Genomic DNA, 25,491 nt, shown 5'->3' on the forward strand with positions numbered 1-25,491 from the left:
TCATTTTATATAAACCTAATTGTCACTATTTGTTTAACGTGAAACACTTTTTTAACTCCAAAAAGTATTCCACTTCCACTCTTTTAAAGACAAATTATAAAAATAGCTTATGTCACAAACATATGTGCAACATAAGCTTTAATTATTATTCGTCTACTTTTTTCTGTTGTTCTTTAAATTCTTTCTGCAGTAAATTCACTTGTTTTAAACCTGCCCCCATTAAAATGAATACAAGTATCCACACAATAACGATTAAAATAAATATTTTCAACGTATCACTGCCAAGTATAGTTAAAGATGTATCCCAAATGCCATGTAAACCAACGGCTGATAAAAAGAATATTAAAAAGCGTTTATCAAATATATCTTTGAATTCAAAGCCATGCTGTTCTTTCGCAATAACTATTGCAGCACCAACAATCGCTGACCAAACTAAATGACCACCAATCGCAGTCCACGCACGTGTGAAGACAATATCTAATAATGGGACATTTTCCCCTAAAGCGAAATTCAAAATATAACCTGCTGATTCAAAAACTGCGAACCCTGCACCAATAGCAGCACCGATTAATAATCCATTCAAAATCTTATTTGTTTTCAATTTATTGACGAAATAAACAATAATGAGCGCTTTTCCAGTTTCTTCAACTAATCCTACTAAAAATGCATCGAAAAATGTTAAAGAACCAAACCTTTCGAATTGATCACTAAAAACGACAAATCTATATAATACCATCGTACTTAGTAATGAAAATACGCCGCCAATAAAGAACATGATAATAACTTCAAAAATGCTAATATTTTTAAACGCATTTGATTCATAAAAAAAGAACAAACCCGATAATGGTACTGTTAAAGCCCCTATAAAAATGAGACCCGGAATCGCGTTAGTGTTATTAAAAATTGCTGCCATGACCCATAATCCAATAAATGTTACTGTGAAAGCGATGAATACTCGAGAAAAGAGCCATGGCTTCCCCCATTCTTCTGATATGTCACAAATTGCTGGCGTAGTTTTAGCAGTACCCGCAATAAATATTTCATCTGCTTCGTTTTTAGTATGTGGCTTAAATACTTCAGAAAACATATCTTTTAAATTAAGATTTAAGCTTTCATCATTGCCAGCTAGTCTACCGATTGATTTGGTTGCATTATCAAATAAACTTCTTGCTTCATTTTTTAAATCTGTATTTTGCGCTGTTTCATGCGCTTTGGCTTCCATTTGTTTATCGATAGATTCATTATGTATGTCGGATGTCTTAGTAGATTGTGTACTTGCTGATGACATCCCTTCTTCACCTGTATTAGGTGCAACTGATTGCGTTTGTGTTGTCTCTTCTTTTTCTGTATTTCTTTGATGATTAAGACCTTCCATAGACTAACCTACTTTCACTTTTCATAATAAAACTATTTTAATTTAATATTGATGGATTTTCCATATATTTATATAACTACTTTGTTCGATTGTGTACATTCGTTTTTTTACTCATTTTAAAATACAACTCACATCTTACGCTTGAGTAATAAAATCAAGTATTCGGAAAATGGCCTGCCTATTCTGTTTAGGCACCTCAAAGGCTAATATGTCCTCCGCCGATTGCTCTAAAATAGAATGATTGATGTATTGGGCATCATTTAGTACTATTTCTCTGACATCGTCTGGACCAGGCTCAAAATGAAATTGTAATCCAATCACATGATGATCGATGATAAATCCTTGGTTTCTAATATGGTTCCCCGAAAATAATAATTCTGCTTGTTGCGGTATTTGAAACATATCTTCATGCCAATGTAGTGCCTTCAATCGACTTGGTATATTCGGAATGATTTCTGATTCTAAGTAAACATCGTCCCAACCTACTTCCTTTACTGGTGATTTTAACACCGCATAACCTAATGCTTTCGAAATTTGTTGTGCACCAAAGCAAGCACCATAAATTGGTTTGTTTTGTGCCATCAATACTAAAATTAATTGGCGCTCTGATTGAATCCAAGGCATCTCATCGTCTGGATTCATTGGCCCACCAAGTATCACTAACATATCCGTTTCTTCCGCAAGAGGTAGCACGCCATCATTCATATATGGATGATAAATATAGACTTCGTGCCCTCTTTCCTTCGCCCACTCACCTATGTATCCAACACCTTCATTTGGTGTATGTTGTAAAACATTGACTCTCATATGTTTAACATCTCCTTCAACTCTCCAATGATTTTATCAGTTACATTATACACCACTAATTGTACGCTGATCACCCTCGCCTTACTGATGCATCAAAATGATAATTAGTCTTTGCATTTTTTAAATAAACATGGGTTACTTTTTATATTCCGAGCAATATTTTTATATAAGTATTTTAATGATATTCAATTCATTACAAACCCTTGATATTACAATTGTTATCGACTATTAAAATGTGTCTATACTGTGTCTATTATCAGAATAAAAAGATATTTCTAATTGATTTTAAACGTCGTTATGTTATATTTCTTGTAAGGGTTTACACAAAGTGTAAAAACGCTATATTTTATCAAATGTGATGGAGGTGACTTGCTTGAAACAAATCACATGGCACGACTTACAACATATCATTAAAGATGATGATGTGATTGGTTTACCAGCATTAGCTGTAGCCAACTTACCCGCCGAAGTTCTACGTGCTGTGTTAGCGCAACATGACACATATCATACGCCCAATGATTTAACATTTATATTAGCGAATGATATCCATAGTTTAGGTGTCGCACCGGATTTAGATGATTTTATAGAACGTCGCATGATTAAACGTGTCATTATGAGCATTTTAACGGCTTCTTCCAAAACGGCACAAGCAATGAAAAATAATGACATTGAAGCTTATTTTTTGCCACAAGGTATCATTGCAACTCATTATCGTCAGAGTAATCAATTATTACCGGGAGTTATTACTAAAATCGGATTAAACACAGCTGTTGATCCTAGATACGGTGGCGGTAAAGTAAATACACGAACAACTGATGATTTAGTTTCATTAGTAACTATCGACGATGAAACATACTTACACTACACATTCCCTAGCGTTGATGTGGCACTACTGAGAGGAACATACGCAGATCAACAAGGTAACATTTATTTAACTCAAGAATCTTACTTGAGCGAGTGTTATCATGTCGCATTAAACGCAAAAGCCAATCATGGGAAAGTTATTGTACAAGTTAAAGATTTAGTTGACGACTATCAACTAAAGCCGAATGAAGTTGTTATCCCAGGAAATCTTGTCGATTATGTATACGTCACAGAAGATGAAAAGAATCACCGCCAAGTAATTCAGAGTCATTATTTACCAGCCTTGTCTGGAGAAGAACGGATTGATGGAATACCTGAACCCGCATTACCTTTTAATAGTCGCAAGTTGATTCTCCGACGTGCTGCTCAGTTTTTAACTTATGGCGATACAATTAGCATCGGTTATGGCATCAATAATGAACTCTCTAATTTATTGCATGAAGAATGTGTTGAACATGATGTGCAACCGATTCTAGATGTTGGCATTTTCGGTGGATTCGTTGGGAGTCGTGAACATTTTGGTATGAATTACAATGCAGATGTGCGCATGCCTCATGATCGAGCATGGGATTTTATTTATAACAATGGTGTATCAGTTGCCTATCTTAGCTTTGCTGAGGTTGATCAATACGGCAATGTCAACGTGTCTTACTTCAATGACCGACTAAATGGATGTGGCGGCTTTATAGACATTACACAATCTGTAAATAAAATTATCTTTTCAGGTACTTTTGTAGCTGGCAGTCATGTCTCATGTCATAATCAACGATTAAACATTGAAACTGAAGGACAAAACCAGAAATTTGTATCAGATGTGAGCCATATCGACTTTAATGCACAATATTCACAATCACTCGAGCAAGAAGTCTATTTTGTTACTGATCGTGCAGTATTCGAGCTCACCAATCAAGGCTTGAAACTAATTGAAATTGCACCAGGTCTTGATTTGCATAAAGATATTTTGAATCAAATGGCTTTTAAACCAATTATTGCTGATCATTTAAAATTAATTGATACCAGCATTTACAAAGAAAAATGGGGAGAACTTAAACAATCAATTCATAAAGTATGAAAGTGAAGCTAAAGGGGGTATACTAATGAATTTCGATTGGATAAAAACGCGCTCAGACTTCGATGATGACAAGCCTGCCGTTATTGATCACGCAAAACAAACATCTTGGACATACCAACAACTCAATGCACGCGCTGATAATATGGCACATTATTTAACATCTCAAGGTGTTAAAAAAGGCGATGTTATCGGTATTTTTGCGCCAAATGATATTGCAATATTAGATTTATTATTTGCTTGTTTTAAAACAGGTGCGGTTTTTTTACCATTGAATTGGCGGCTTAACCCAAAAGAAATTGCAGCCATTGTGGAAGATGCACAATTAAAACTGCTCTTCTATGCTGAAAAACATTTAAGTTCACTCACCGATATTGACCAAAACTTATTGCATATGGATATTGATGTAGCGCAATATGATGAAATCGTAAATCCAGATTATCACCAACCTTTTCAAGCAACACCTGTTGAACCACAAGATCTTGCAGCATTAATTTATACAAGTGGTACAACCGGATCACCTAAAGGTGTGATGTTCTCATATGAATCATTTGTTCATAACGGCGCAAACTTAGAGCTAACGTACAAGTTCAATTCAAACTATATTACGATTGTATCAACACCAATGTTCCATGTTTTAGGGTTTAACGATACTGTATTACCAGTATTAATGTCAGGTGGAACACTTATTCTTCAACGTTACTTTAACGGCGAAGAATTGAATGACATGATTGCACAATATCACCCTACATTTATTATCATGATTCCGACAATGTATTATAGTACGCTACGTGCTAGTAATTTTAATCCTGAAAATTTTAAAGCTATGGATTATATCATCCAAGGTGGTTCACAACCATTACCAAGTATCCAAGCAGCTTTTAAGCAATATGGCATAAACATTATTAATGGCTATGGCTTAACTGAAGCACCGCTTGTACTTGTTAATACACCGGAAAATTCAAAACGTAAACCAATGAGTATTGGTAAAGCAGTCATGTTTGTTGATGCACGTATCCTTGATGATAACGGTGAAGAAGTACCTACTGGTGAGATTGGCGAACTTGCAATTAAGGCTAAAAATGTCACGCCAGGATATTGGAATAAACCAGCAGAGACTGCTAAAGCGTTTCATGGTCGTTACTTATTGACAGGAGATTTAGCGAAGATGGACGACGATGGCGATATATTTATTATTGACCGCAAAAAAGAATTAATCATAACTGGTGGCGAAAATGTCTTACCATCCGAAGTCGAAAATGCTTTAGCGGAGCATCCACTAGTAGACCGGTGTGTGGTCGTTGGCTATGATCATCCAAAATATGGTGAGTCAATTGCTGCAGCCATTATACTTCGTGAAGATGAACCTCATTACGCTGAAATTTTAGATCAACATATGCGAAGTCGTTTAGCAGGTTATAAAGTTCCAAGAATGTATGTACCAGTGACACATATGCCGTTAAACAGTACGCAGAAACCAGATAAACTTGCGATTCGACAAATGATGAATGACAAAGTCTCACAAACACTTTAAAGGTGATAAAAAATTTTTAGCATTTAGTGTAAGCGTTTACAAATAAAGCGTGTTGTTTTGAATTAAATGCATTTCACATTAGTATTCATATTATTTTTAGGAGGAATTTATATGACATTTGAAAAAGAAACAGTCTTAAAAACATTATTTCCTGAAGATGTACTTAGTATTGCTAAAGGTTTAACAGACGGTGAAGTCGAATTTTTACAACAAGTAGATTCATTGCTAGAAAGTAAGTACCGTGAAAATATTAATCAACATTGGATAGACGCTACTGTACCCGAGGACTATTTTAAAGATCTGGGAGAATTAAATTATTTTAACAATCCATTACTATACAAGGATCGTCCAAACGCCAAAATGCCTAGTCAACTATTTCAGTTTTTCATGTCTTACCTACTCGCGCGATTTGATATTTCCTTAGCTACCCTACTCGGTGTTCACCAAGGTTTAGGGCATAACACTTTCTATTTCGGAGGTAGCAAAGAACAAATTGCGAAATATGTACCTAAATTACAGTCACATGAACTGCGTACATGCTTTGCTTTAACTGAACCAGAACACGGTTCGGACGTTGCGGGAGGTCTTGAAACAGTCGCTGAACGCCAGGGCGATACTTGGGTTATCAATGGTGAAAAGAAATGGATTGGTGGTGCACATGTATCTGATGTCATTCCAGTATTCGCAGTAAATAAAGAAACTGGCAAACCCCATTGCTTTGTAGTCAGACCAGAACAAGATGGCGTCGATATTGAAGTCATTGATAATAAAATCGCACTTCGCATTGTTCCTAACGCCCTAATTAAATTAACTAATGTCAAAGTAGATGAAGCGGATCGCTTACAAAACATAACAAGCTTTAAAGATATTGCCAAAATTCTTTATTCAACAAGAGCAGGCGTTGCTTATATGGCTACAGGTGGTATGGCTGGCGCTTTACGTGCCACATTAGATTATGTCACTGAGCGTAAGCAATTCGGCAAACCAATTAGTAAATATCAGTTAATACAAGAAAAGCTAGCAATGATGCAAGGTAATTTAGCTCAAGCAATGGCAACATGTGCTCAATTAGCTAATATGCAAGCACATGGTGAATATGATGAGGTTGCAACTTCAACCGCGAAGATGATGAATGCCTTACGTTTGCGTGAAACAGTAGCTATGGGCCGTGGTATTACAGGTGGTAATGGCATACTAGCTGACGATTATGATATTGCACGTTTCTTCTCTGATGCAGAAGCGATTTACACATACGAAGGCACACATGAAATTAATGCCTTAGTAATTGGACGCGCTTTGACTGGAGATTCTGCTTTCGTATAAATAGCAAAGAATTATATGTGATGCAGTAATTTCACTAAAAAAAGACTTATTTTAAGCATAAAGCTTTTTCCTTAAATAAGAGGCTAAGATGACTGTCAAAGATACTTAATTAATTTTATAAAATAGCAACGTTATTCCAATTATCTTAATGGTTATCTTATCCTCAACTAAATTGGAGGAATCACTATGACAATTAATAAAGTAACCGTTCTTGGCGCAGGCACAATGGGCGCTCAACTGGCAGCACTCTTTGTGAATGCTGGACTTAAAGTAAAACTATTAGATATTGTAGTGGACAAAAACGATCCAAATCTCATTGCGAAAAAATCTTACGATAAAATTACAGATAAGAAACGACCGCTACTATTCGACTTAAATCTAGCGAGTCATTTAACATATGGTAATTTTGATGATGACTTGGTAAATGATGATGCTGATTTATATATCGAAGCAGTCAAAGAAGATATTGAAATTAAGCATGCTGTTTGGCAACTAGTTCTACAACATGCTAAAGAAGATGCTTTATTCGCTACAAATACATCAGGTATTCCAATTAATGCGATTGCTCAAGCATTTAACGAGAAGGATCAAGAACGATTCTTTGGTCTACATTTCTTTAACCCACCACGTATTATGAAATTAGTGGAGTTAATACCTACGTCACACACGAAGGAATCTATTATATTAGATGTAAAAAATTTCGCGCAAAATGTGTTAGGTAAAGGTGTCATTGTTGTCAATGATGTGCCTGGCTTTGTCGCAAATAGAGTCGGCACGCAAACAATGAATGATATTATGTATCGCGCCGAGCAACACAAGTTAAGCATTGTAGATGTGGATGCTTTAACTGGGCAAGCGATTGGTCGTCCTAAAACAGGTACATATGCCCTATCTGACCTAGTCGGTTTAGATATTGCAGTGTCTGTAATTAAAGGCATGCAACAAGTACCTGAAGAAACACCTTATTTTCATGATGTCAAAATTGTAAATACGTTGTATGAAAATGGCGCACTCGGACGTAAAACAAAACAAGGATTTTACAAAAAGGATAAAGAAACTAAAGCTCGACTTGTTTACGATGTTGAAAAACAAGATTATGTACCTGTATCGCAACCACAATTACCAATTTTAAATGAATTTAATAAAGACTTAGTGCATAACCTTGATGTCATATTCAATGCGCAAGACGAAGCGGGACTATTTTTATGGGAGACATTACGTAATAATTTCTATTACTCTGCTATCAATGTACCTAAAGCTACCGATGATTTCCGAGACATAGACCGTGCGCTTGTCTGGGGGTTCAACTGGAAACTTGGTCCATTCCAATTATGGGATGCAATGGGATATGAACGTGTTAAAACACGTATGGAAGACGAACTTGGAGACTTACCACAATGGATTAGTGATTTAGACGGTGGCTTTTATAAACAAGATGAGACCATTGAATATGCAACGCCTGTTTCTCACTTCGTAAAAGATGAACTTTGGGATAAAGGTGATGCCAAACTTTCCGTAACTCATAATGATCAACTGTTACTGAAATTACAAAGTAAAAATAATGTCATTACCGATGAATTCAACGATGCGTTAGTTGATGCGATTGATTTACTGGAAAATGAACATTACACAAGTATGGTTATTTATGCAGATGGTAATAATTTCAGTGTGGGCGCTAACCTTTTCTTAATGAAAAAGGCGCATGAAGACGGTCTTGTAGATGATGTCGTTGCACAATCAATTGATAAATTACATTATAGCTTTAATCGTTTGAAGTATAGTTTGAAACCAGTAGTCACAGCTGTTCAAGGTCGTGCCTTAGGCGGTGGTTGTGAGCTTGTACTTTACTCACCTATTGTTGTCGCTGCAAGTGAAACTTATATCGGTCTTGTTGAAGCAGGTGTTGGCTTATTACCGAGTGGAGGTGGCCTTGCAGAAATGGCTGATCGCATATTACGCACATCGCATAAGTTTGATGACAAACAAGCTTCCATGACAAAAGTACTGACGAATATCGCATTTGCGAAAGTCTCTACAAATGCCTTTGAGGCACGTCGTTATGGTTATTTACGTGATACAGATACGATTATTTTCAATACAGCACAACGTGTCGAAGTTGCGCTCAAACGTGCGAAATATGAAGCAGAAACAAACTATATTCCGAATCCTAGACATCAATATATCGCTTTAGGCGAAGACTTCAAAGCATTGATCCAAGGACAATTAGATGCGCAAAGACACGGTCATTTTATTAGCGACCATGATTATCATATCGCCTTAAATATCGCCACAATTTTATCGGGTGGTGATTTACCAAGAAATACATTTATCAATCAACGTTACATTCAATCGTTGGAGAAAATTGGCTTTATTGACTTACTAAAATCTAAAAAATCATATGAAAGAATTGCGCATATGTTAAAAACTGGTAAGCCATTACGTAATTAAAAGATAGTCATTAAGAGAGGATGATAACCATGCAAGAAGCATACATTGTAGCTTATGGGCGTTCAGCCGCAGCGAAAGCAAAGCAAGGCGCATTATTCCACGAAAGACCTGATGATGTCGCAGCCAAAGTATTACAAGGCGTATTGAAACGTATTGACGGAAAATTCAATAAGAATATGATTGAAGATGTCATTGTTGGTACGGCTTTTCCAGAAGGATTACAAGGACAAAACATTGCACGAACGATTGCATTGCGTACGGGATTATCTGACACTGTACCGGGTCAAACAGTGAATCGCTACTGCTCATCAGGATTACAAACCATCGCGATTGCAGCCAATCAAATTATGGCGGGTCAAGGAGATATACTTGTAGCTGGTGGCGTTGAATTGATGAGTGCCGTACCAATGGGTGGCAACGAGCCCACAAACAATCCTACCTTACAATATGATGATATAGGTGCGTCATATCCTATGGGTTTAACTGCTGAAAATGTAGCATCCCAATTTGACGTATCACGCGAAGATCAAGATGCTTATGCTGTCAGAAGTCATCAGCGTGCCTATGACGCACAACGTGATGGTCGGTTCAAAGATGAAATTATTCCAATACAAGTAAACTCAGTTGAATATACAAACGTAGGACCAAAAGTACACACAAATATCTTTGACCAAGATGAATTTATACGACCTGACACCACGATGGAGGCATTAGCCAAATTACGTACAGTATTTAAAGCTGACGGCACTGTGACTGCGGGAACATCTGCCCCACTTTCTGATGGTGCAGGATTTGTAGTTTTAATGTCTGGAGATAAAGTGAAAGAACTAGGCGTGACACCTATTGCACGATTCGTTGGTTATAAGGCAGTAGGCGTTGACCCGAAAATTATGGGTATTGGGCCTGCATATGCGATTCCTGAAGTATTGTCACTCAGCAATCTATCTGTTGAAGACATTGATTTAATCGAATTGAACGAAGCATTTGCTTCTCAAACGATTGCATCTATTAAAGAAGTAGGTCTAGATATATCACGTACGAATGTGAATGGTGGCGCTATTGCTTTAGGTCATCCATTAGGTGCTACAGGCGCAATGTTAACCGCGCGTTTACTTAATGAAATGGGTAGACGTCCCGATAGTCGTTACGGCATGGTTACGATGTGTATTGGTGTCGGTATGGGTGCAGCTGCTATATTTGAGTATGTGCGTTAGAATGGTTGATTTTGAATGAAGCGGATTCGTTTTGTTATTGAATGAAGTAGGCTGAAGTTGAAGCGGATTGAAGCAGATTCGTTTTATTATTGAAACTGTGTGAAATATAGTGATTGAACCAAAAAGTGGTTTAATAGGATAGCGGGTATTTCCGTTTTAGAATTTAACATTTACACGTCTAATTTTAATCATTGTTTTAAATTTTATGAATCGAAGCCCTTTGATTTAATAATATTTGCTACTACTAGTAACTTATCTGATTGTTCATGTTTAAAATAAAGAAAACCACTCACATCAGTGTGTGTTCGAACTAGACTTGTAAGTTCCAGTTCGGTACGACTTTCTAAAGCAATTATTATTGCTGTGATTGTCGTATGTCACATAGATGTGCGTGGTTTATTTTAATAGGTTAGTAATATATTAGGTCATGTTATGTTTAAGACTATAATGAATAAATAATTTAGAAATATGCTTCCGATTGTTCGATGCTTTAATTCAGTTAGAAGCATCATAGAATGCATGATTACTGTTGTAAAGATACATAATGTTTTGTATTGACTGTATGTCTATGGATAGAGTTATAAACTTATTTTGTTACTCTAGGACCATATGTCGCAGTACCATCTGCATGTGTTGTTACATTGTATGCATTTGTTTTACTTGGCTTGTTTTGTGTTGGGCGAGCTCCGTATGACACTTGACCGTTTGCATGTGTTGTTACGTTATATGCGTTCGTTTCGCTTGGCTTGTTTTGTGTCGGACGAGCTCCGTATGATACTTGGCCGTTTGCATGTGTTGTTACGTTATATGCGTTTGTTTCGCTTGGCTTGTTTTGTGTCGGGCGAGCGCCATATGATACTGTGCCATCTTGATTTGTCGTTACGTTGTATGCGTTTGTTTCGCTTGGCTTCTTGTATGTTGGGCGGGCGCCATATGATACTTGGCCGTTTGCATGTGTTGTTACGTTGTATGCATTTGTTTCGCTTGGCTTGTTTTGTGTCGGGCGAGCGCCATATGATACTGTGCCATCTTGATTTGTCGTTACGTTGTATGCATTTGTTTCGCTTGGCTTGTTGAATCTTGGTCTCGCTTCATATCCAAATGTTCCATCGTTGTATTCACGGATACCTGTACCAGCATCTCTATATTTCACATACTTAGGTGTTTTGTTAAATTGAGGTCTCGCTGGATAATGTGATGCTTCTGTTGTTTCAGTTGCTTGAGGTTTAACTTCAATATCACTTGATTCTCCTTGAGTACCTTTTAACGTTGATTCAGTACCTTGTGGTTTTATTTCAAGTTTAGTTGAGTTTCCTTCAATACCTTTTAAAATAGGGTTCGGTGTCGTCGGTTGAGTATAATTATCGCTTAAAGATGGTCTGTTTTGTTCCATTGTTGGGAAATCTGGACCTTGAACGATTTCACCTTGTAACGTTTTATTTTCCATCGTTAGATATTCCGGACCTTTTACAATTTCACCTTGAATTGTGCCCTGTGGAATTTTAACTAGTGGTTGCGCAATTGGTAATGGTGCTTCTTCAGTTGTACCAACTGTAATTTTATCCTCTTGCTGGTTTCCAACTTTAGGTAATTGAGGTTCTTCAACTTTCTTCTCTTCTTTTACAACAGGAGATTTTGTTTCAGATTCACCGTAATTTTTGACGGTTCTTGTTTTCCAAGATTCGTCAGCGTTTGCGACTGCTTCTCTTGTTTCTTTGACTAATTTATCGAAGTTATCTCTATTTTCAGGCTTATTAGTATAGTCATGAATATTCGGATTAAATTTAGTTATGTTTAATGGTCTATTCATGTTTGTATCCATAAAGAAATCATCAATAATAGAATTTAAATCATCCATCATTTCTTTTCTTATTCTTTCATTCGTAATTCTAACAGGATCTTTAGCATCACCAAGAATTATATCTAGCTTTGCTCTTAATTCTTTAGCATTATGACCATATTGGCTATGATTAAAATATGCTGCGTATAATGTGTCAATCTCGCAAACAAAATCATATATTCCATTTGTTACTCGGTTTTCAGTTGCTTCATCATAAGGTAATAAATCCTTTTGTTTAGATTGAATATTTTTCACTTCACTATTAAACTCATCAACAGCTTCTTTTAATGATTGATGTAACTCATTGTATTCTTTCTTCGTTAATCTATATAAATCAAAATCGTCAAATTTAATCTTTTTTAAACTAGAATGTGGATTTTCACTTTTATGTTTTTCAAACCATTTTTTGTATGCTTCATATTGTGCTTTCTTTTTTTCTAATAGATAATGATCTTCTCCCAAAACTCTAGTCATCAATTTATCTATCGCTTGCTTATACTCTTTCTCACCATATTCGTATTTATTAGTTAATTCCTTAGCGTAGTATATTTGATCCCCTAATCTGTTTAAAATACTACCTAGATACCAATCTGGAATTGGTGTATCGTATTTACTGTTCTCATTCACTCTTGATTCTTTACTATAATCTTTAGTTACTATCGCATCTGCTTTGTTATCCCATGTAAATAAGCTAGATGCAACTGCTAATGCGCCTAGCGAAATTATTTGCTTTTTCATAATTTTTTAATTCCTCCAAAATGTAATTGCCCAATCTACATTAAAGAAACAAAATATTAAAAGACATTAACTATATATTAACTAGAATAAACAAAGCATTAACTATCTTTTTGTTATAGTTAATTAGCTTTGCAATATACAATAGTGTATAATTTTTTTGATTAATGTACATCAAAGGAGTAACAAAGCATGACAACACAAATGAAAATCAAAACATATTTAGTTGCTGGTATTAAAGCGGCGCTCCTTGATACGACTGGTATTAAATTAGCAAGCAAATCTGAAACTACATCACATACGTATCAACATCAAGCGCTTGTAGATCAATTACATGAATTAATAGCAAACACTGACTTAAATAAATTATCGCACCTAAATTTAGATGCGTATCAAAAACGCGATATTTTAGCTGCACACTATATTGCTAAATCAGCTATACGCACTAAAAATTTGGATCAAATGACTAAAGCGAAACATAGATTAGAAAGTATTTACGATTCAATTTCTAACCCTTTGCATTCACAAAACAATTAATAATTCACCAATAAATCATGTAAGTGTTTGTGACGCCAAATTTCCTTATAAATCCTTGTCATATGATTATAAACGAATGAAACGATTGCCTATACCATAGATGGCAACGTTAAAAAGACCTCTGAAGATATCATCTTGATAACTTTAGAGGTCTTTGTTTATATTACTCAAATAATATTCTTATAGAACGATCGAAGTATGTTTCGTCTTTCTTTTCTTCTTTAATCTGATCAGCTAATGCTGGGTCATCTGTGATAATACCATCAACATTGGTTTGTAAGTATTTCGTTAAATCTTCTTCGCCGTTAATGGTCCAAGTATAGACTTCTTTATTTTCCGAGTGTGCTTGATTAACAAGTCTTGGCGAATAAGAAAAATCTTCGATGACAAAGAAATCTAAAGATGTTTCTTTAAAATGACCAAACTGCAACGGAATGATATAACCACACTTGAGATATGGCGCTTCTTTTTTCAACTTAGTCATCACATCATAATCCAATGACATCACACGATATTGATGTTCAACACCATGCTTTTTCAAAATATCAATAACACGTTGTGTATAATCTGCTGGTTCTTTACCATGTGGCTTTAACTCAACTAGTAGTTTCACATTTGATTGTTTAGCCGTTTCAATAAATTCGTCTAAGGATACAAGTTTTGCTTCATGTCCATTTTGACGCATTTTCAAACCGACGACATCTTTGAAATTAGATTCAGAAATATTTTTATTAACACCTGTTAAACGTTTCAAATTGTTATCATGACTAACAACAAATTGTTTATCTTTCGTCATAATTGTATCTAACTCAACGTATTCGACATTCGCTTTTGCAGCAGCTTTCAATGACGGAATAGAATTTTCAACGCCTTTATCTTCGAAACCACGATGGCCAATAATGGAGATATTTGTATTGATAGTATTATTGTAAAGTAAGTACATGTTATAACCGATAAAACACGTCACTGCAAGCACCATTGAAATTATAAAGAACCTAGACTTCCGTTTCGGTTTTGGGTATTTAAATTCTAAGCCCGGCTGGTCTAATACATTCTCTTGTTTTAAGTGCAGTACTAACACACTGATTAATGATAATTTCGTAAATAAATAATAGAAGAACAATGAGCTTTTCAATACAACAAATAAAATTGATGAGACTAAAAACTTCTCTCCTTCTTCATCTACACAAATAGCAAGATATGTTGCTCCTGAAATAATTAATGTTAAAATCGCACCAATGATGAGTTCCAATATAACTATTTCTATAACAAGTCGAAACTTATTTCGCTTCGTAATTTGCCAACTTAGTCTCATATTTTTAAATAACGATTGGCGGTTTAAAATCGTTAACGGTAAGGTAAATATTAATTTAAAATTTAATATAAATACAGCAATCATAAAGGTACCGTAAATGATTATACCTTTCGTCGTTTTCATAAGTTCTTCCGTTAAAAATTTAGGTATGTAAATATTTTTTGTTAATACTGAACTTAGTCCTAGGTTGGCAATGGGTATCATTAACATTAAATAAATGACAAAGAAAATAACTGGTACACCTATGAGTTTACGCACATTGACAAAGGCATTTTTAAAAATGGATTTAAATGTAATAATCTGTCGATCAAAGCCGGCATAAACCATATAAACTAACAATGAAAACTCTACATAAATCAGAAAGGCAACACTTAATATGAATATAATAAGAAGTATCACACTGGCAGGGTGACTTACGATTTCCATCCAATTGTTAATCGTAAGTTGGCTTTGCCCAGCTACTTTTAACATCATATTAAATAGTAAAATTAAGTATGTACTACTAATAAAAATCATGATTAACTGCAATAGTAAGGCATTAATGCTAAAACGCCCTTTATTTTGATACAGTAATTTAAATACTGCCCATATATCTTTACTAATTCTCTTCATAATCACGCTCCGCATTGCTTTAATATTAAGTTTCATCTTAATATTTTTCATTACTCAGGGTCAATAAAAATTTGAAAAGACTCATATTCGTATGCAAGTAGCAAATAATAACCCATTCGATGATATTGGAACCCCATCTTTAACAAGGCATCACATTCTTTATCAGCATAGCTACTTACAAATGCGTCTTCCTTCAACCATTGTTGGACTTGTCTCATATATTTACTACGTCTTGTTAATAATCAATACTCAATTGAAAAAGAAGCATATGCCCCTTCACTCTTGAAGTTGCATATGCTTTCTTTTCGGTCTGAATTGTATTTATAATTCAACGGGAATTTTCCCTTTGAAGTTAACATAACGGTAGGCTGCTTTAACAGCTTCATCATCGGGCGCTTCGACATCTTCTAATTCATATGCAATGCCCAATGTTTTCCACTTATGAACACCTAACTGATGATATGGCAGAATTTCAAACTTTTCGACGTTATCAAGAGAATTAATAAATTCCCCTAGTTTAATTAAATCGTCTTTATCATCAGAATAACCAGGCACAAGGACATGGCGAATCCATACAGGTTGTTTCATATCTGACAGTTTGCGCGCGAAGTTAAGGATGTGTGTATTAGGCTTTCCTGTCAATCTAATATGTTTGTCATTATCAATATGTTTTATATCTAATAATATCAAGTCTGTATGTTTTTGTAATTCTTCAAAATGCCTTTGAAATGCTTTTGTATCATTAGCACATCCAGCCGATGTGTCTAAGCAAGTGTGCACACCATTTTCTTTTAATTCTGCAAATAATTTTTCTAAGAATGGCATTTGTAACAATGGTTCGCCACCACTGACTGTTACACCGCCACCCGATGCATCAAAGTATGGTTTGTATGGTAATATTTCATTCACCATTTCATCAACTGTGACTTCTCTTGATGGCTCACTAATTTTCCAAGTATCTGGATTGTGGCAATACAAGCATCTAAGTAAGCATCCTTGTGTGAATAATATATATCTTAATCCCGGTCCATCGACAGTACCTAAACTTTCGACAGAATGTAAGTGTCCCTTAAGCATAGTGCTCCCACCTTAAATTTTGTTACATACTTTCATGGAATGTACGAGAAATTACATCTAATTGTTGTTCACGTGTTAATTTAATGAAGTTAACAGCGTAACCAGATACACGGATTGTTAACTGTGGATATTCTTCTGGATGTTCCATTGCATCTATTAATGTTTCACGGTTAAATACGTTAATATTTAAGTGGTGACCACATTGCATTGCGTAACCATCTAACATACTAGTTAAGTTACGGTTTTGATCTTCTGGTTCTTTACCTAATGATTTTGGTACGATACTGAATGTATTTGAAATACCATCTTTACAGCAATCGTAAGGAATCTTAGCTACAGAACTTAATGAAGATAATGCACCTTTTTGGTCACGGCCATGCATTGGGTTTGCACCTGGTGCAAATGGTTCGCCAGCTTTACGTCCGTCTGGTGTGTTACCAGTTTTCTTACCGTATACAACGTTTGAAGTAATTGTTAATACACTCATTGTATGTTCTGAATCACGATATGTTTTATGACTACGTAATTTAGTCATAAAGCGTTCTACTAAATCAACTGCGATATCATCTACACGGTCGTCATTGTTACCGTATTTAGGGAAGTCGCCTTCGATTTCAAAGTCTACTACAAGACCTTCTTCGTTACGAATTGGTTTAACTTGTGCATATTTAATTGCAGATAATGAGTCAGCTGCTACTGATAAACCAGCGATACCTGTTGCCATTGTACGTACAATTTCTGTATCATGTAATGCCATTTCAATACGTTCATAGCTGTATTTATCGTGCATGTAGTGAATAACATTTAATGAGTTAATGTAAACACCTGCTAGCCAATCCATCATTTGATCAAATTTCTTGAATACTTCGTCATATTCTAATACTTCGCTGTTAATACCTTCGAAGTTTGGACCAACTTGTGCACCAGATTTTTCATCTTTACCACCATTGATAGCGTAAAGTAATGTTTTAGCTAAGTTCGCACGTGCACCGAAGAATTGCATTTGTTTACCAATTGTCATCGCTGATACACAACATGCGATACCATAGTCATCGCCATAGCTTTCACGCATAATGTCATCATTTTCATATTGGATAGAACTTGTTTTAATACTCATTTTTGCACAGTATGTTTTGAAGTTGTCTGGTAAACGTACTGACCATAATACTGTTAAGTTTGGTTCTGGTGCTGGACCTAAGTTATCTAATGAGTGTAAGAAACGGAATGAGTTTTTCGTAACAAGTGGACGTCCGTCAATACCTACACCACCGATAGATTCAGTTACCCAAGTTGGGTCTCCAGAGAATAATTCATTGTAATCAGGTGTACGAGCAAATTTAACAATACGTAATTTCATGATGAAGTGGTCAATAATTTCTTGAACTTCGCTTTCAGTAATAACACCTGCTTTAAGGTCACGTTCAGCATAGATATCTAAGAATGTTGATGTACGACCTAAACTCATTGCTGCACCGTTTTGTTCTTTAATTGCAGCAAGGTATGCTAAGTATAACCATTGAACTGCTTCTTTGAAGTTTTCTGCTGGACGGCTTAAATCGAAACCATATTTTTGTCCAAGTTCTTTTAATTCTTTTAATGCACGATATTGTTCTGATAATTCTTCACGTAAACGAATTACATCTTCTGACATTTCTGTAGACATCGTGTTGAAGTCGTGCATTTTTTCTTCCATTAAGAAATCTACACCATATAAAGCTACACGACGATAGTCACCGATAATACGTCCACGCCCGTATGCATCAGGTAAACCAGTGATTACACCTGCTTTACGGCAGTTCAACATTTCTCTAGAATATGCATCGAATACACCTTGGTTATGTGTTTTACGATAATCTGTAAAGATTTTTTCAGTTTCTTCGTCTAATTCGTAACCGTAAGCTTCACAAGCTGCTTTCGCCATACGAATACCACCGAATGGTTGCATTGAACGTTTGAATGGCTTTTCAGTTTGTACACCTACAATTGTTTCTAAATCTTTGTCTAAATAACCAGCATCATGAGATGTGATTGTTGAAGCTACTTTCGTGTCCATATCCCACATGCCGCCACGTTCACGTTCTTCTTTCGATAACTGCATTACTTGTTCCCAAAGTTTAGAAGTTGCTTCTGTTGGTCCTGCTAAAAATGAATCATTACCTTCATAAAGAGTGTAGTTTAATTGGATAAACTCTCTTACATCTACGTGTCTGTTCCATCTTCCATTTTTAAATCCTTGCCAAGCTGTTGCATGATTTTTATTTGTTTCTAACATACTAAACGCCTCCATCTGTATAATGTTGTGAATTTGAAATGCTATGTTAACGTTTTCATAGTCATTGTAGCATGTTTGTTGTGATTTTTTTCACATAAATTATGTACAATTTTCATCAAATGTATGTCAAAACATAGAAACTGTACTAATTTGTGTAACAGTAATATGCTAATTGCATTCTGTTACACAACAGTTATAATGTTCACTATTTTCATTACTTTAAAAGTTAATTTAGGAGTATATATTTGTTTATAAAAAATGATTGTTAATAAGCGTTAAATCAATACTTAGAAAGATTTACTTTTATATATGAAGAGACAGGATTAAATACTTTTATTGACGTAAAAATTTACTTTTGAACCGTTCAATATCTTGCCAATTTTTATATAACAGCTTCAAATAAAATATAACAGTTTGACTTTACAGCTTCGGTAAGTCGTCTTGACAAACAAAAATTATGTGCTATCACAACATTTGCAACGTCTTAACAAGTCATCTATAAACATTTCTAAATATTTAACATTACTTATGCGTCATTTATTGCTAAAATTATTGTATTAAAATATACATAGAATTGATGGGATATCATGAAATCAAAAATTTATATCTTGCTATTATTTCTCATTTTTTTATCAGCATGCACTAATACGCGTCACTCTGAATCAGATAAAAATGTATTAACAGTTTATTCTCCGTATCAATCAAACTTGATTCGTCCAATTTTAAATGATTTTGAAAAACAAGAGCATGTCAAAATTGAAATTAAACACGGATCTACTCAAGTACTGCTTTCAAACTTGCATAATGAAGATCTTTCGGAGCGTGGTGATGTCTTTATGGGTGGTGTGTTGTCAGAAACAATTGATCATCCAGAAGATTTTGTTCCCTATCAAGATACATCTGTAACACAGCAATTAGAGGATTATCGCTCGAACAATAAATATGTTACTAGCTTTCTATTAATGCCAACAGTTATAGTAGTTAATTCAGATTTACAAGGAGATATTAAGATTCAAGGTTATCAAGATTTATTACAACCTATACTTAAAGGTAAAATTGCGTACTCAAATCCAAATACAACAACGACAGGCTATCAACATATGCGCGCTATTTATAGCATGCATCATCGAGTAAGTGATGTGCATCAATTCCAAGACCACGCGATGCAACTGTCAAAGACGTCTAAAGTCATTGAAGATGTTGCAAAAGGTAAATATTATGCAGGTCTAAGCTACGAACAAGATGCACGCACATGGAAAAACAAAGGTTATCCTGTATCAATCGTTTATCCAATTGAAGGAACAATGTTAAATGTTGATGGTATTGCTTTAGTTAAAAATGCACACCCTCATCCTAAGCGTAAAAAGTTAGTGCAATATTTAACAAGCCGCTCAGTACAACAACGATTAGTTGCAGAGTTCGATGCCAAGTCAATTCGAAAAGATGTTAGTGAACAAAGCGATCAGTCTATCGAAAATCTTAAGAACATACCTTTAATACCGAAATCTAAATTACCGGACATTCCGCATCATAAATTTTTGGAGATGATTCAATGACGGCATACAAACCTTATAGACATCAATTGAGACGATCGTTATTTGCGTCTACTATTTTTCCAGTATTTTTAGTGATTATTATTGGACTAGTAAGCTTCTATGCCATCTATATTTGGATTGAGCATCGTACGATTCATCAACATGTTGATGAAAGTCAGTCATCTTTACATCATACTGAAAAGCAAATTCAGACGTTTATTACACAGCATAATAATTCGTTTCAAGAGCTCGATTTAACAAATCATCATGATGTTACCGCTACAAAACGTGAATTATTAAAATTAATACACCAACAGCCCGCAACACTTTATTATGAATTATCTGGACCAAATCAGTTTATAACCAATAATTATGAACATTTAAACACTAAAAATATGTATTTATTTTCAACGCATCAGCTTAAATTCAAAAATAGTACATATATGCTTAAAATTTATATAGCTAACACCCCACGTTTAAGTGAAATTAAGAAAGATAGCCGACAATTCGCACTTATCGTTGATCAATATGACAATATTTTATACGCCAACGATGACCGTTTTACTATAGGTGAAAAGTATAGACCGCAACAATTCGGATTTATGAATGAATCTGTAAAATTAAACCATGCTGACCATCGTCTCATTATTTATAAAGATATACATGAAAACATTGAAGATGGTATCACGTTGTTAATTGTTATGGCCGTAGTTCTTGTTTTACTAGTAATATTTGGTTTCATTAGTGCAGATAATATGGCTAAACGACAAACAAAAGATATCGAAACGATTATTCAAAAAATTTACTATGCCAAAAATCGTCATCTAGGTACATATACGCCTTTAAAAAACAACAGTGAACTAGAAGAAATTAATAATTATATTTACGATTTATTTGAATCAAATGAGCAACTGATCCATTCTATCGAGCATACAGAACGTCGCTTGCGTGATATTCAGTTAAAGGAAATAGAACGCCAATTCCAACCTCATTTCCTATTCAATACGATGCAAACAATACAATATTTAATTACGTTATCTCCGAAATTAGCACAAACTGTGGTCCAACAATTATCGCAAATGTTACGTTACTCATTACGTACAAACTCACATACAGTGGAATTAAACGAAGAGTTGAACTACATTGAACAGTATGTTGCGATACAAAACATCCGTTTTGATGACATGATTAAGCTCCATATCGAAAGTTCTGAAGAAGCGCGTCACCAGACAATTGGTAAAATGATGCTTCAGCCACTCATAGAAAATGCTATTAAACATGGTAGAGATACTGAGTCATTGGACATTACTATACGCCTGACATTGGCACGTCAGAATTTACATGTTTTAGTTTGCGACAATGGTATTGGGATGTCGTCATCTCGCCTGCAATATGTACGCCAATCTCTTAATAATGATGTATTTGATACTAAGCATTTGGGATTAAATCATTTACACAATAAAGCAATGATTCAATATGGTTCACATGCACGACTCCATATTTTTTCAAAGCGTAATCAAGGTACGTTAATTTGTTATAAAATACCACTTTCAAGGGGGAATGTAGATGTTTAAGGTAGTTATTTGTGATGATGAGCGAATTATTCGAGAAGGTTTAAAGCAAATCATTCCTTGGGGAGACTATCATTTCAATACAATATACACTGCTAAAGATGGTGTTGAAGCATTATCACTAATTCAACAACATCAGCCAGAATTAGTAATTACTGATATTCGTATGCCACGTAAAAATGGCGTCGATTTACTCAATGATATTGCGCATCTAGATTGTAATGTCATCATATTATCGAGTTACGATGACTTTGAATATATGAAAGCCGGCATTCAACATCATGTTCTTGATTATTTATTAAAACCAGTAGACCATGCACAATTAGAAGTTATTTTAGGAAGACTTGTCCGTACCTTATTAGAGCAACAATCACAGAACGGCCGTAGCTTAGCACCTTGTCATGATGCCTTCCAACCATTATTAAAAGTAGAATACGATGATTATTATGTAAATCAGATTGTTGATCAAATTAAGCAATCTTATCAAACGAAAGTGACTGTTTCAGATTTAATTCAACATATCGATGTTAGTGAATCGTATGCGATGCGAACATTTAAAGATCATGTTGGTATTACAATTGTCGATTATTTAAATCGCTATCGTATTTTACAATCTCTACAATTGTTAGATCGACATTATAAGCACTATGAAATTGCAGACAAAGTAGGCTTTTCAGAGTATAAAATGTTTAGCTATCATTTTAAAAAATATTTACAAATGTCGCCAAGTGATTATTGTAAGCAAGCAAAATAGATTAGCAAATAACTAATGATTATGGCGCATCCATTTTGTTCTATGAAAAAGCGGACTGATAGAGAAGTTTTCACTTTTCTTTCAATCCGCTTTTTAGAGAGTCTAAATATAAAACAATACTCCCTACAATATTGACACCGCTATATGTCTTTATTGTAGGGAGTAAATTCATTGAGTCACCCTAAGTCGGGCAAATAAGGATACTTCATAACAGGGAATTATGATCTGCCCCGAGACATAGAGATGATATATTTGCAAGGGTAGAAGCAGTATCTTTCATCTCTTCACGCACATGCCGTCGGGGCAGGATTGCCAACTATACTGCAATAAATTGGCGATACTTTTAATCCGATTGATATTAGATTTTTAAACTTCTAATTTTCTTTTCTTCATAGAAAGCAACGATTCCTAATAGAATCATGCCTAGGAATAATGCAACATAGAAGACGATGAAAACATCTGTCCATCCACTTAATGTATATCCAAAGATGTTTAAACCGTTACGTGTTGGATCAGCAATAGCCGCCAAACCAACTTTTGCCATTGAGTCACCGAATAGATACGCGAATGAACCTGTCATTCCGTTTGCTACACTGATGGCATTTTTAGGAACAAAACCAGTCAATGATACACCAATTAATAATTGCGGACCAAAGATTAACGCACCTAATGCAAACAATGAAATGTTAACCATCATTACACTTGTAGCATTTGTGTAGAATAAGACAACAAATGTAATCATAAACATACAGCCAATAGCTACAATTGCACGACGACCTTTTAATAAGTCTGATACGTAGCCCCATAATAAACTTGCAACTAAAGCACCAATTTCAAAGTAGAATATCGTATTAACTGCATCGCCTTTACTAAAGTGTAAATGCTCTGACACATATAACGGTGCCCAGTTATCAATACCGATTCGTACAATGTATACAAAGACGTTTGAAACACATAGAATCCATATAACAGGATTTCCCAGGATATATTTTTTAAAGATCTCCCATTTTGTCATACCTTGAGAATCAATATTTTCTTTATCAACCGGCTCTTCCCAAATTTCTTCAGCACGATTCCATCCTAATTCTTCTGGATCATCTTTTCCGATAAATAATGTTGCGATACCAATAAGTAATGCAATCACCGATGGGAAAATGAACATCCCTATAACATTTCCATGGAAGAATACATTAGCACCCCAAAGTGCAACACCACCTGCAATGGCACCACCGATATTATGTGATGTATTCCAAAACCCTAAGTATCGGCCACGTTTCGTTCTTGGCGCCCATCTTGAAATCGTTGAATAACTTGCAGGTCCACCAACTGATTGGAACACCCCGTTAAGTCCCCAAAGTACAATTAATAATCCCATTACTGAACCAAAGTAACTTAAAACAAATCCCATAATTAAAACTGTAATCGCAGATAAGATAAGTAAGAATGAGATAATACGTTTTGTGTTACGTCCATCGACAAAATATCCAAGTAATGTTTTCCCTAAACCGTACGTGATACTAAATGCTAATCCGATATAACCAAGTTCTAATGTAGATAATCCAATTTCCTCTTTTAAAAACGGTTGTGCCGCCTTAAAGTTGTTTCGAATTAAATACATAGCCATATAAACAAAGAACACTACGAAGAAAGCTTGCATGAAGTTTCTAAGCCATAATTTACGTTGTACCGATAATGGAATGCCTTTGTTCGGAATCTTATGGATATCAAAAAAGTTCATCTCTGTCACCTCAATCATTTTCGTTAAGTCAAATATATCACGTCGGTGTAAGCGCTTAATATCCTTAAAATTATTAAATTATCCAAAATACTGAACATAAACACATACTTAGAAACATATTTATGTACTAAAATTAATAAATAGTTAATAGTATTTGACAAGTTTTATCTATAAAATACTTTATGTTGTCAAAATCAACGCTTATACATATGACATAATGACGGAGGACATCATGATTCTATCTATATTACTTATCTTTTTCTGTATCAGACTTGTCAGCTTAAAGATATCTATTAATCACTCAAAACAATTAAAAGCAGACGGTGCAGTTGAATATGGCGTTAAAAATTCGAAGTTTTTAGCAATAACACACGTTTTAATTTATGTATTGGCTGGTGTAGAGGCATTTATTAATAAAGATACATTTAGCTTTGCAAATGGTATTGGCTTAGTTATATTAATCTTTGCTTATATCATGTTATTTATGGTTATTAAAACTTTAGGTGGTATTTGGACATTAAAATTATTCATTTTACCTAACCATCCTATTATTAAATCTGGATTATATAAAATTACAAAACACCCAAATTACTTCTTAAACATCATTCCTGAATTAATCGGTGTATTATTATTAACACACGCAACATATACAACTATTTTATTAGTACCGTATGCGTATTTCTTATATGTACGTATTAAACAAGAAGAGAAATTAATGAATATTTAAAAATGAAAGCCTGTCATCACATTAGTCGCCATCGACGTCCATCTTTAAAGTGCGTTCTGAAATATTATATTCAGAAACCTTTAAAGTATGTCGTGTCTATGACCATTGTGACAACAGGCTTTTTTATTATCATATACCTCACTA

At 34.8% G+C, this 25,491-nt stretch carries 19 protein-coding genes and 1 pseudogene; 11 read left to right on the forward strand and 9 right to left on the reverse strand.

Annotated elements, in window-relative coordinates; genetic code table 11:
- Window positions 1-145: 145 nt before the first annotated feature.
- Entirely contained in the window at window positions 146-1,288 is a 1,143-nt protein-coding gene (locus tag NST10_RS08945) for a PrsW family intramembrane metalloprotease (protein ID WP_001801269.1), read from the reverse strand.
- 222 nt (window positions 1,289-1,510) lie between these two features.
- Window positions 1,511-2,182 carry a type 1 glutamine amidotransferase gene (locus NST10_RS08950; protein WP_001265703.1) on the reverse strand — a complete coding sequence of 224 codons (672 nt, stop codon included), beginning with the start codon at window positions 2,180-2,182 and terminating at the stop codon, window positions 1,511-1,513.
- 358 nt (window positions 2,183-2,540) lie between these two features.
- On the opposite strand from NST10_RS08950, the gene NST10_RS08955 reads away from it, so the two are divergent.
- From NST10_RS08955 to NST10_RS08980, 6 genes are all read left to right on the forward strand, one after another.
- Window positions 2,541-4,118: an acyl CoA:acetate/3-ketoacid CoA transferase gene (locus tag NST10_RS08955; RefSeq protein ID WP_001793786.1), complete on the forward strand. Its 1,578-nt coding sequence runs from the start codon at window positions 2,541-2,543 to the stop codon at window positions 4,116-4,118.
- A gap of 25 nt (window positions 4,119-4,143) precedes the next feature.
- Window positions 4,144-5,649 carry a class I adenylate-forming enzyme family protein gene (locus NST10_RS08960; protein WP_001008395.1) on the forward strand — a complete coding sequence of 502 codons (1,506 nt, stop codon included), beginning with the start codon at window positions 4,144-4,146 and terminating at the stop codon, window positions 5,647-5,649.
- Between the two features lie 111 nt (window positions 5,650-5,760).
- Window positions 5,761-6,972 carry an acyl-CoA dehydrogenase family protein gene (locus tag NST10_RS08965; RefSeq protein ID WP_000142189.1) on the forward strand — a complete coding sequence of 404 codons (1,212 nt, stop codon included), beginning with the start codon at window positions 5,761-5,763 and terminating at the stop codon, window positions 6,970-6,972.
- 186 nt (window positions 6,973-7,158) lie between these two features.
- On the forward strand, window positions 7,159-9,420 hold the full coding sequence (locus NST10_RS08970) for a 3-hydroxyacyl-CoA dehydrogenase/enoyl-CoA hydratase family protein (RefSeq protein ID WP_000154506.1): 2,262 nt from the start codon (window positions 7,159-7,161) through the stop codon (window positions 9,418-9,420).
- 29 nt (window positions 9,421-9,449) lie between these two features.
- Window positions 9,450-10,634, forward strand: coding sequence for a thiolase family protein (locus tag NST10_RS08975; protein WP_001154633.1), 1,185 nt, complete (start codon window positions 9,450-9,452; stop codon window positions 10,632-10,634).
- A 297-nt stretch (window positions 10,635-10,931) separates the two neighbouring features.
- Window positions 10,932-11,039 (forward strand): hypothetical protein, encoded by a 108-nt coding sequence (locus NST10_RS08980; protein ID WP_031774836.1) that lies wholly within the window; start codon window positions 10,932-10,934, stop codon window positions 11,037-11,039.
- Between the two features lie 398 nt (window positions 11,040-11,437).
- On the opposite strand, the gene NST10_RS08985 is transcribed toward NST10_RS08980, so the two are convergent.
- A complete protein-coding gene (locus NST10_RS08985; protein ID WP_339212074.1) occupies window positions 11,438-11,713 on the reverse strand; it encodes a hypothetical protein in 276 nt (91 codons plus the stop codon).
- An 8-nt stretch (window positions 11,714-11,721) separates the two neighbouring features.
- Window positions 11,722-13,212, reverse strand: a pseudogene (gene coa / locus NST10_RS08990) (staphylocoagulase); the annotation flags it as partial.
- 189 nt (window positions 13,213-13,401) lie between these two features.
- On the opposite strand from coa, the gene NST10_RS08995 reads away from it, so the two are divergent.
- Window positions 13,402-13,746, forward strand: a complete 345-nt coding sequence (locus NST10_RS08995; RefSeq protein ID WP_000211594.1) for a complement inhibitor SCIN family protein — start codon at window positions 13,402-13,404, stop codon at window positions 13,744-13,746.
- Window positions 13,747-13,909: 163 nt separating this feature from the next.
- Here NST10_RS08995 and NST10_RS09000 read toward each other — a convergent pair whose 3' ends face one another.
- From NST10_RS09000 to pflB, 4 genes are all read right to left on the reverse strand, one after another.
- Window positions 13,910-15,673, reverse strand: coding sequence for a glycerophosphoryl diester phosphodiesterase membrane domain-containing protein (locus NST10_RS09000; RefSeq protein WP_339209536.1), 1,764 nt, complete (start codon window positions 15,671-15,673; stop codon window positions 13,910-13,912).
- Between the two features lie 50 nt (window positions 15,674-15,723).
- A complete protein-coding gene (locus tag NST10_RS09005; protein WP_001250276.1) occupies window positions 15,724-15,891 on the reverse strand; it encodes a hypothetical protein in 168 nt (55 codons plus the stop codon).
- Window positions 15,892-15,994: 103 nt separating this feature from the next.
- Window positions 15,995-16,750 carry a pyruvate formate-lyase-activating protein gene (gene pflA / locus NST10_RS09010; RefSeq protein WP_000911657.1) on the reverse strand — a complete coding sequence of 252 codons (756 nt, stop codon included), beginning with the start codon at window positions 16,748-16,750 and terminating at the stop codon, window positions 15,995-15,997.
- Window positions 16,751-16,772: 22 nt separating this feature from the next.
- A complete protein-coding gene (gene pflB, locus NST10_RS09015; protein ID WP_000894660.1) occupies window positions 16,773-19,022 on the reverse strand; it encodes a formate C-acetyltransferase in 2,250 nt (749 codons plus the stop codon).
- 587 nt (window positions 19,023-19,609) lie between these two features.
- Here pflB and NST10_RS09020 point away from each other — a divergent pair.
- Genes NST10_RS09020 through NST10_RS09030 form a run of 3 tightly spaced genes read left to right on the forward strand, consistent with a single transcriptional unit; the run spans window position 19,610 to window position 22,882 of the window.
- On the forward strand, window positions 19,610-20,578 hold the full coding sequence (locus tag NST10_RS09020; protein WP_000837114.1) for an ABC transporter substrate-binding protein: 969 nt from the start codon (window positions 19,610-19,612) through the stop codon (window positions 20,576-20,578).
- A complete protein-coding gene (locus NST10_RS09025) occupies window positions 20,575-22,131 on the forward strand; it encodes a sensor histidine kinase (RefSeq protein ID WP_000127979.1) in 1,557 nt (518 codons plus the stop codon). Before NST10_RS09020 ends, NST10_RS09025 begins: the two co-directional genes overlap by 4 nt.
- Complete coding sequence (locus NST10_RS09030) at window positions 22,124-22,882, forward strand: response regulator transcription factor (RefSeq protein WP_000477517.1); 759 nt, start codon at window positions 22,124-22,126, stop codon at window positions 22,880-22,882. Before NST10_RS09025 ends, NST10_RS09030 begins: the two co-directional genes overlap by 8 nt.
- Before the next feature lie 358 nt (window positions 22,883-23,240).
- Here the strand turns inward: NST10_RS09030 and uhpT are convergent, their stop codons facing one another.
- Window positions 23,241-24,620 (reverse strand): hexose-6-phosphate:phosphate antiporter, encoded by a 1,380-nt coding sequence (gene uhpT / locus NST10_RS09035; RefSeq protein ID WP_001008722.1) that lies wholly within the window; start codon window positions 24,618-24,620, stop codon window positions 23,241-23,243.
- A gap of 232 nt (window positions 24,621-24,852) precedes the next feature.
- On the opposite strand from uhpT, the gene NST10_RS09040 reads away from it, so the two are divergent.
- Complete coding sequence (locus NST10_RS09040; protein WP_000603755.1) at window positions 24,853-25,347, forward strand: isoprenylcysteine carboxyl methyltransferase family protein; 495 nt, start codon at window positions 24,853-24,855, stop codon at window positions 25,345-25,347.
- The last annotated feature ends 144 nt before the right edge of the window (window positions 25,348-25,491 follow it).

Source organism: Staphylococcus sp. FSL W8-0305 (assembly GCF_037966415.1).
Taxonomy (GTDB): Bacteria; Bacillota; Bacilli; order Staphylococcales; family Staphylococcaceae; genus Staphylococcus; species Staphylococcus aureus.

Excerpts from the sequence above, each read along its gene's own strand:
- NST10_RS08975 (WP_001154633.1), top strand. The coding sequence starts at position 9,450 with ATGCAAGAAGCATACATTGTAGCTTATGGGCGTTCAGCCGCAGCGAAA.
- pflB (WP_000894660.1), bottom strand. The coding sequence starts at position 19,022 with ATGTTAGAAACAAATAAAAATCATGCAACAGCTTGGCAAGGATTTAAA.
- NST10_RS09030 (WP_000477517.1), top strand. The coding sequence starts at position 22,124 with ATGTTTAAGGTAGTTATTTGTGATGATGAGCGAATTATTCGAGAAGGT.
- NST10_RS09040 (WP_000603755.1), top strand. The coding sequence starts at position 24,853 with ATGATTCTATCTATATTACTTATCTTTTTCTGTATCAGACTTGTCAGC.
- uhpT (WP_001008722.1), bottom strand. The coding sequence starts at position 24,620 with ATGAACTTTTTTGATATCCATAAGATTCCGAACAAAGGCATTCCATTA.
- NST10_RS08965 (WP_000142189.1), top strand. The coding sequence starts at position 5,761 with ATGACATTTGAAAAAGAAACAGTCTTAAAAACATTATTTCCTGAAGAT.
- NST10_RS09025 (WP_000127979.1), top strand. The coding sequence starts at position 20,575 with ATGACGGCATACAAACCTTATAGACATCAATTGAGACGATCGTTATTT.
- NST10_RS08950 (WP_001265703.1), bottom strand. The coding sequence starts at position 2,182 with ATGAGAGTCAATGTTTTACAACATACACCAAATGAAGGTGTTGGATAC.
- NST10_RS08955 (WP_001793786.1), top strand. The coding sequence starts at position 2,541 with ATGGAGGTGACTTGCTTGAAACAAATCACATGGCACGACTTACAACAT.
- NST10_RS08960 (WP_001008395.1), top strand. The coding sequence starts at position 4,144 with ATGAATTTCGATTGGATAAAAACGCGCTCAGACTTCGATGATGACAAG.
- pflA (WP_000911657.1), bottom strand. The coding sequence starts at position 16,750 with ATGCTTAAGGGACACTTACATTCTGTCGAAAGTTTAGGTACTGTCGAT.
- NST10_RS09000 (WP_339209536.1), bottom strand. The coding sequence starts at position 15,673 with ATGAAGAGAATTAGTAAAGATATATGGGCAGTATTTAAATTACTGTAT.
- NST10_RS09020 (WP_000837114.1), top strand. The coding sequence starts at position 19,610 with ATGAAATCAAAAATTTATATCTTGCTATTATTTCTCATTTTTTTATCA.
- NST10_RS09005 (WP_001250276.1), bottom strand. The coding sequence starts at position 15,891 with ATGAGACAAGTCCAACAATGGTTGAAGGAAGACGCATTTGTAAGTAGC.
- NST10_RS08945 (WP_001801269.1), bottom strand. The coding sequence starts at position 1,288 with ATGTCATCAGCAAGTACACAATCTACTAAGACATCCGACATACATAAT.
- NST10_RS08970 (WP_000154506.1), top strand. The coding sequence starts at position 7,159 with ATGACAATTAATAAAGTAACCGTTCTTGGCGCAGGCACAATGGGCGCT.
- NST10_RS08995 (WP_000211594.1), top strand. The coding sequence starts at position 13,402 with ATGACAACACAAATGAAAATCAAAACATATTTAGTTGCTGGTATTAAA.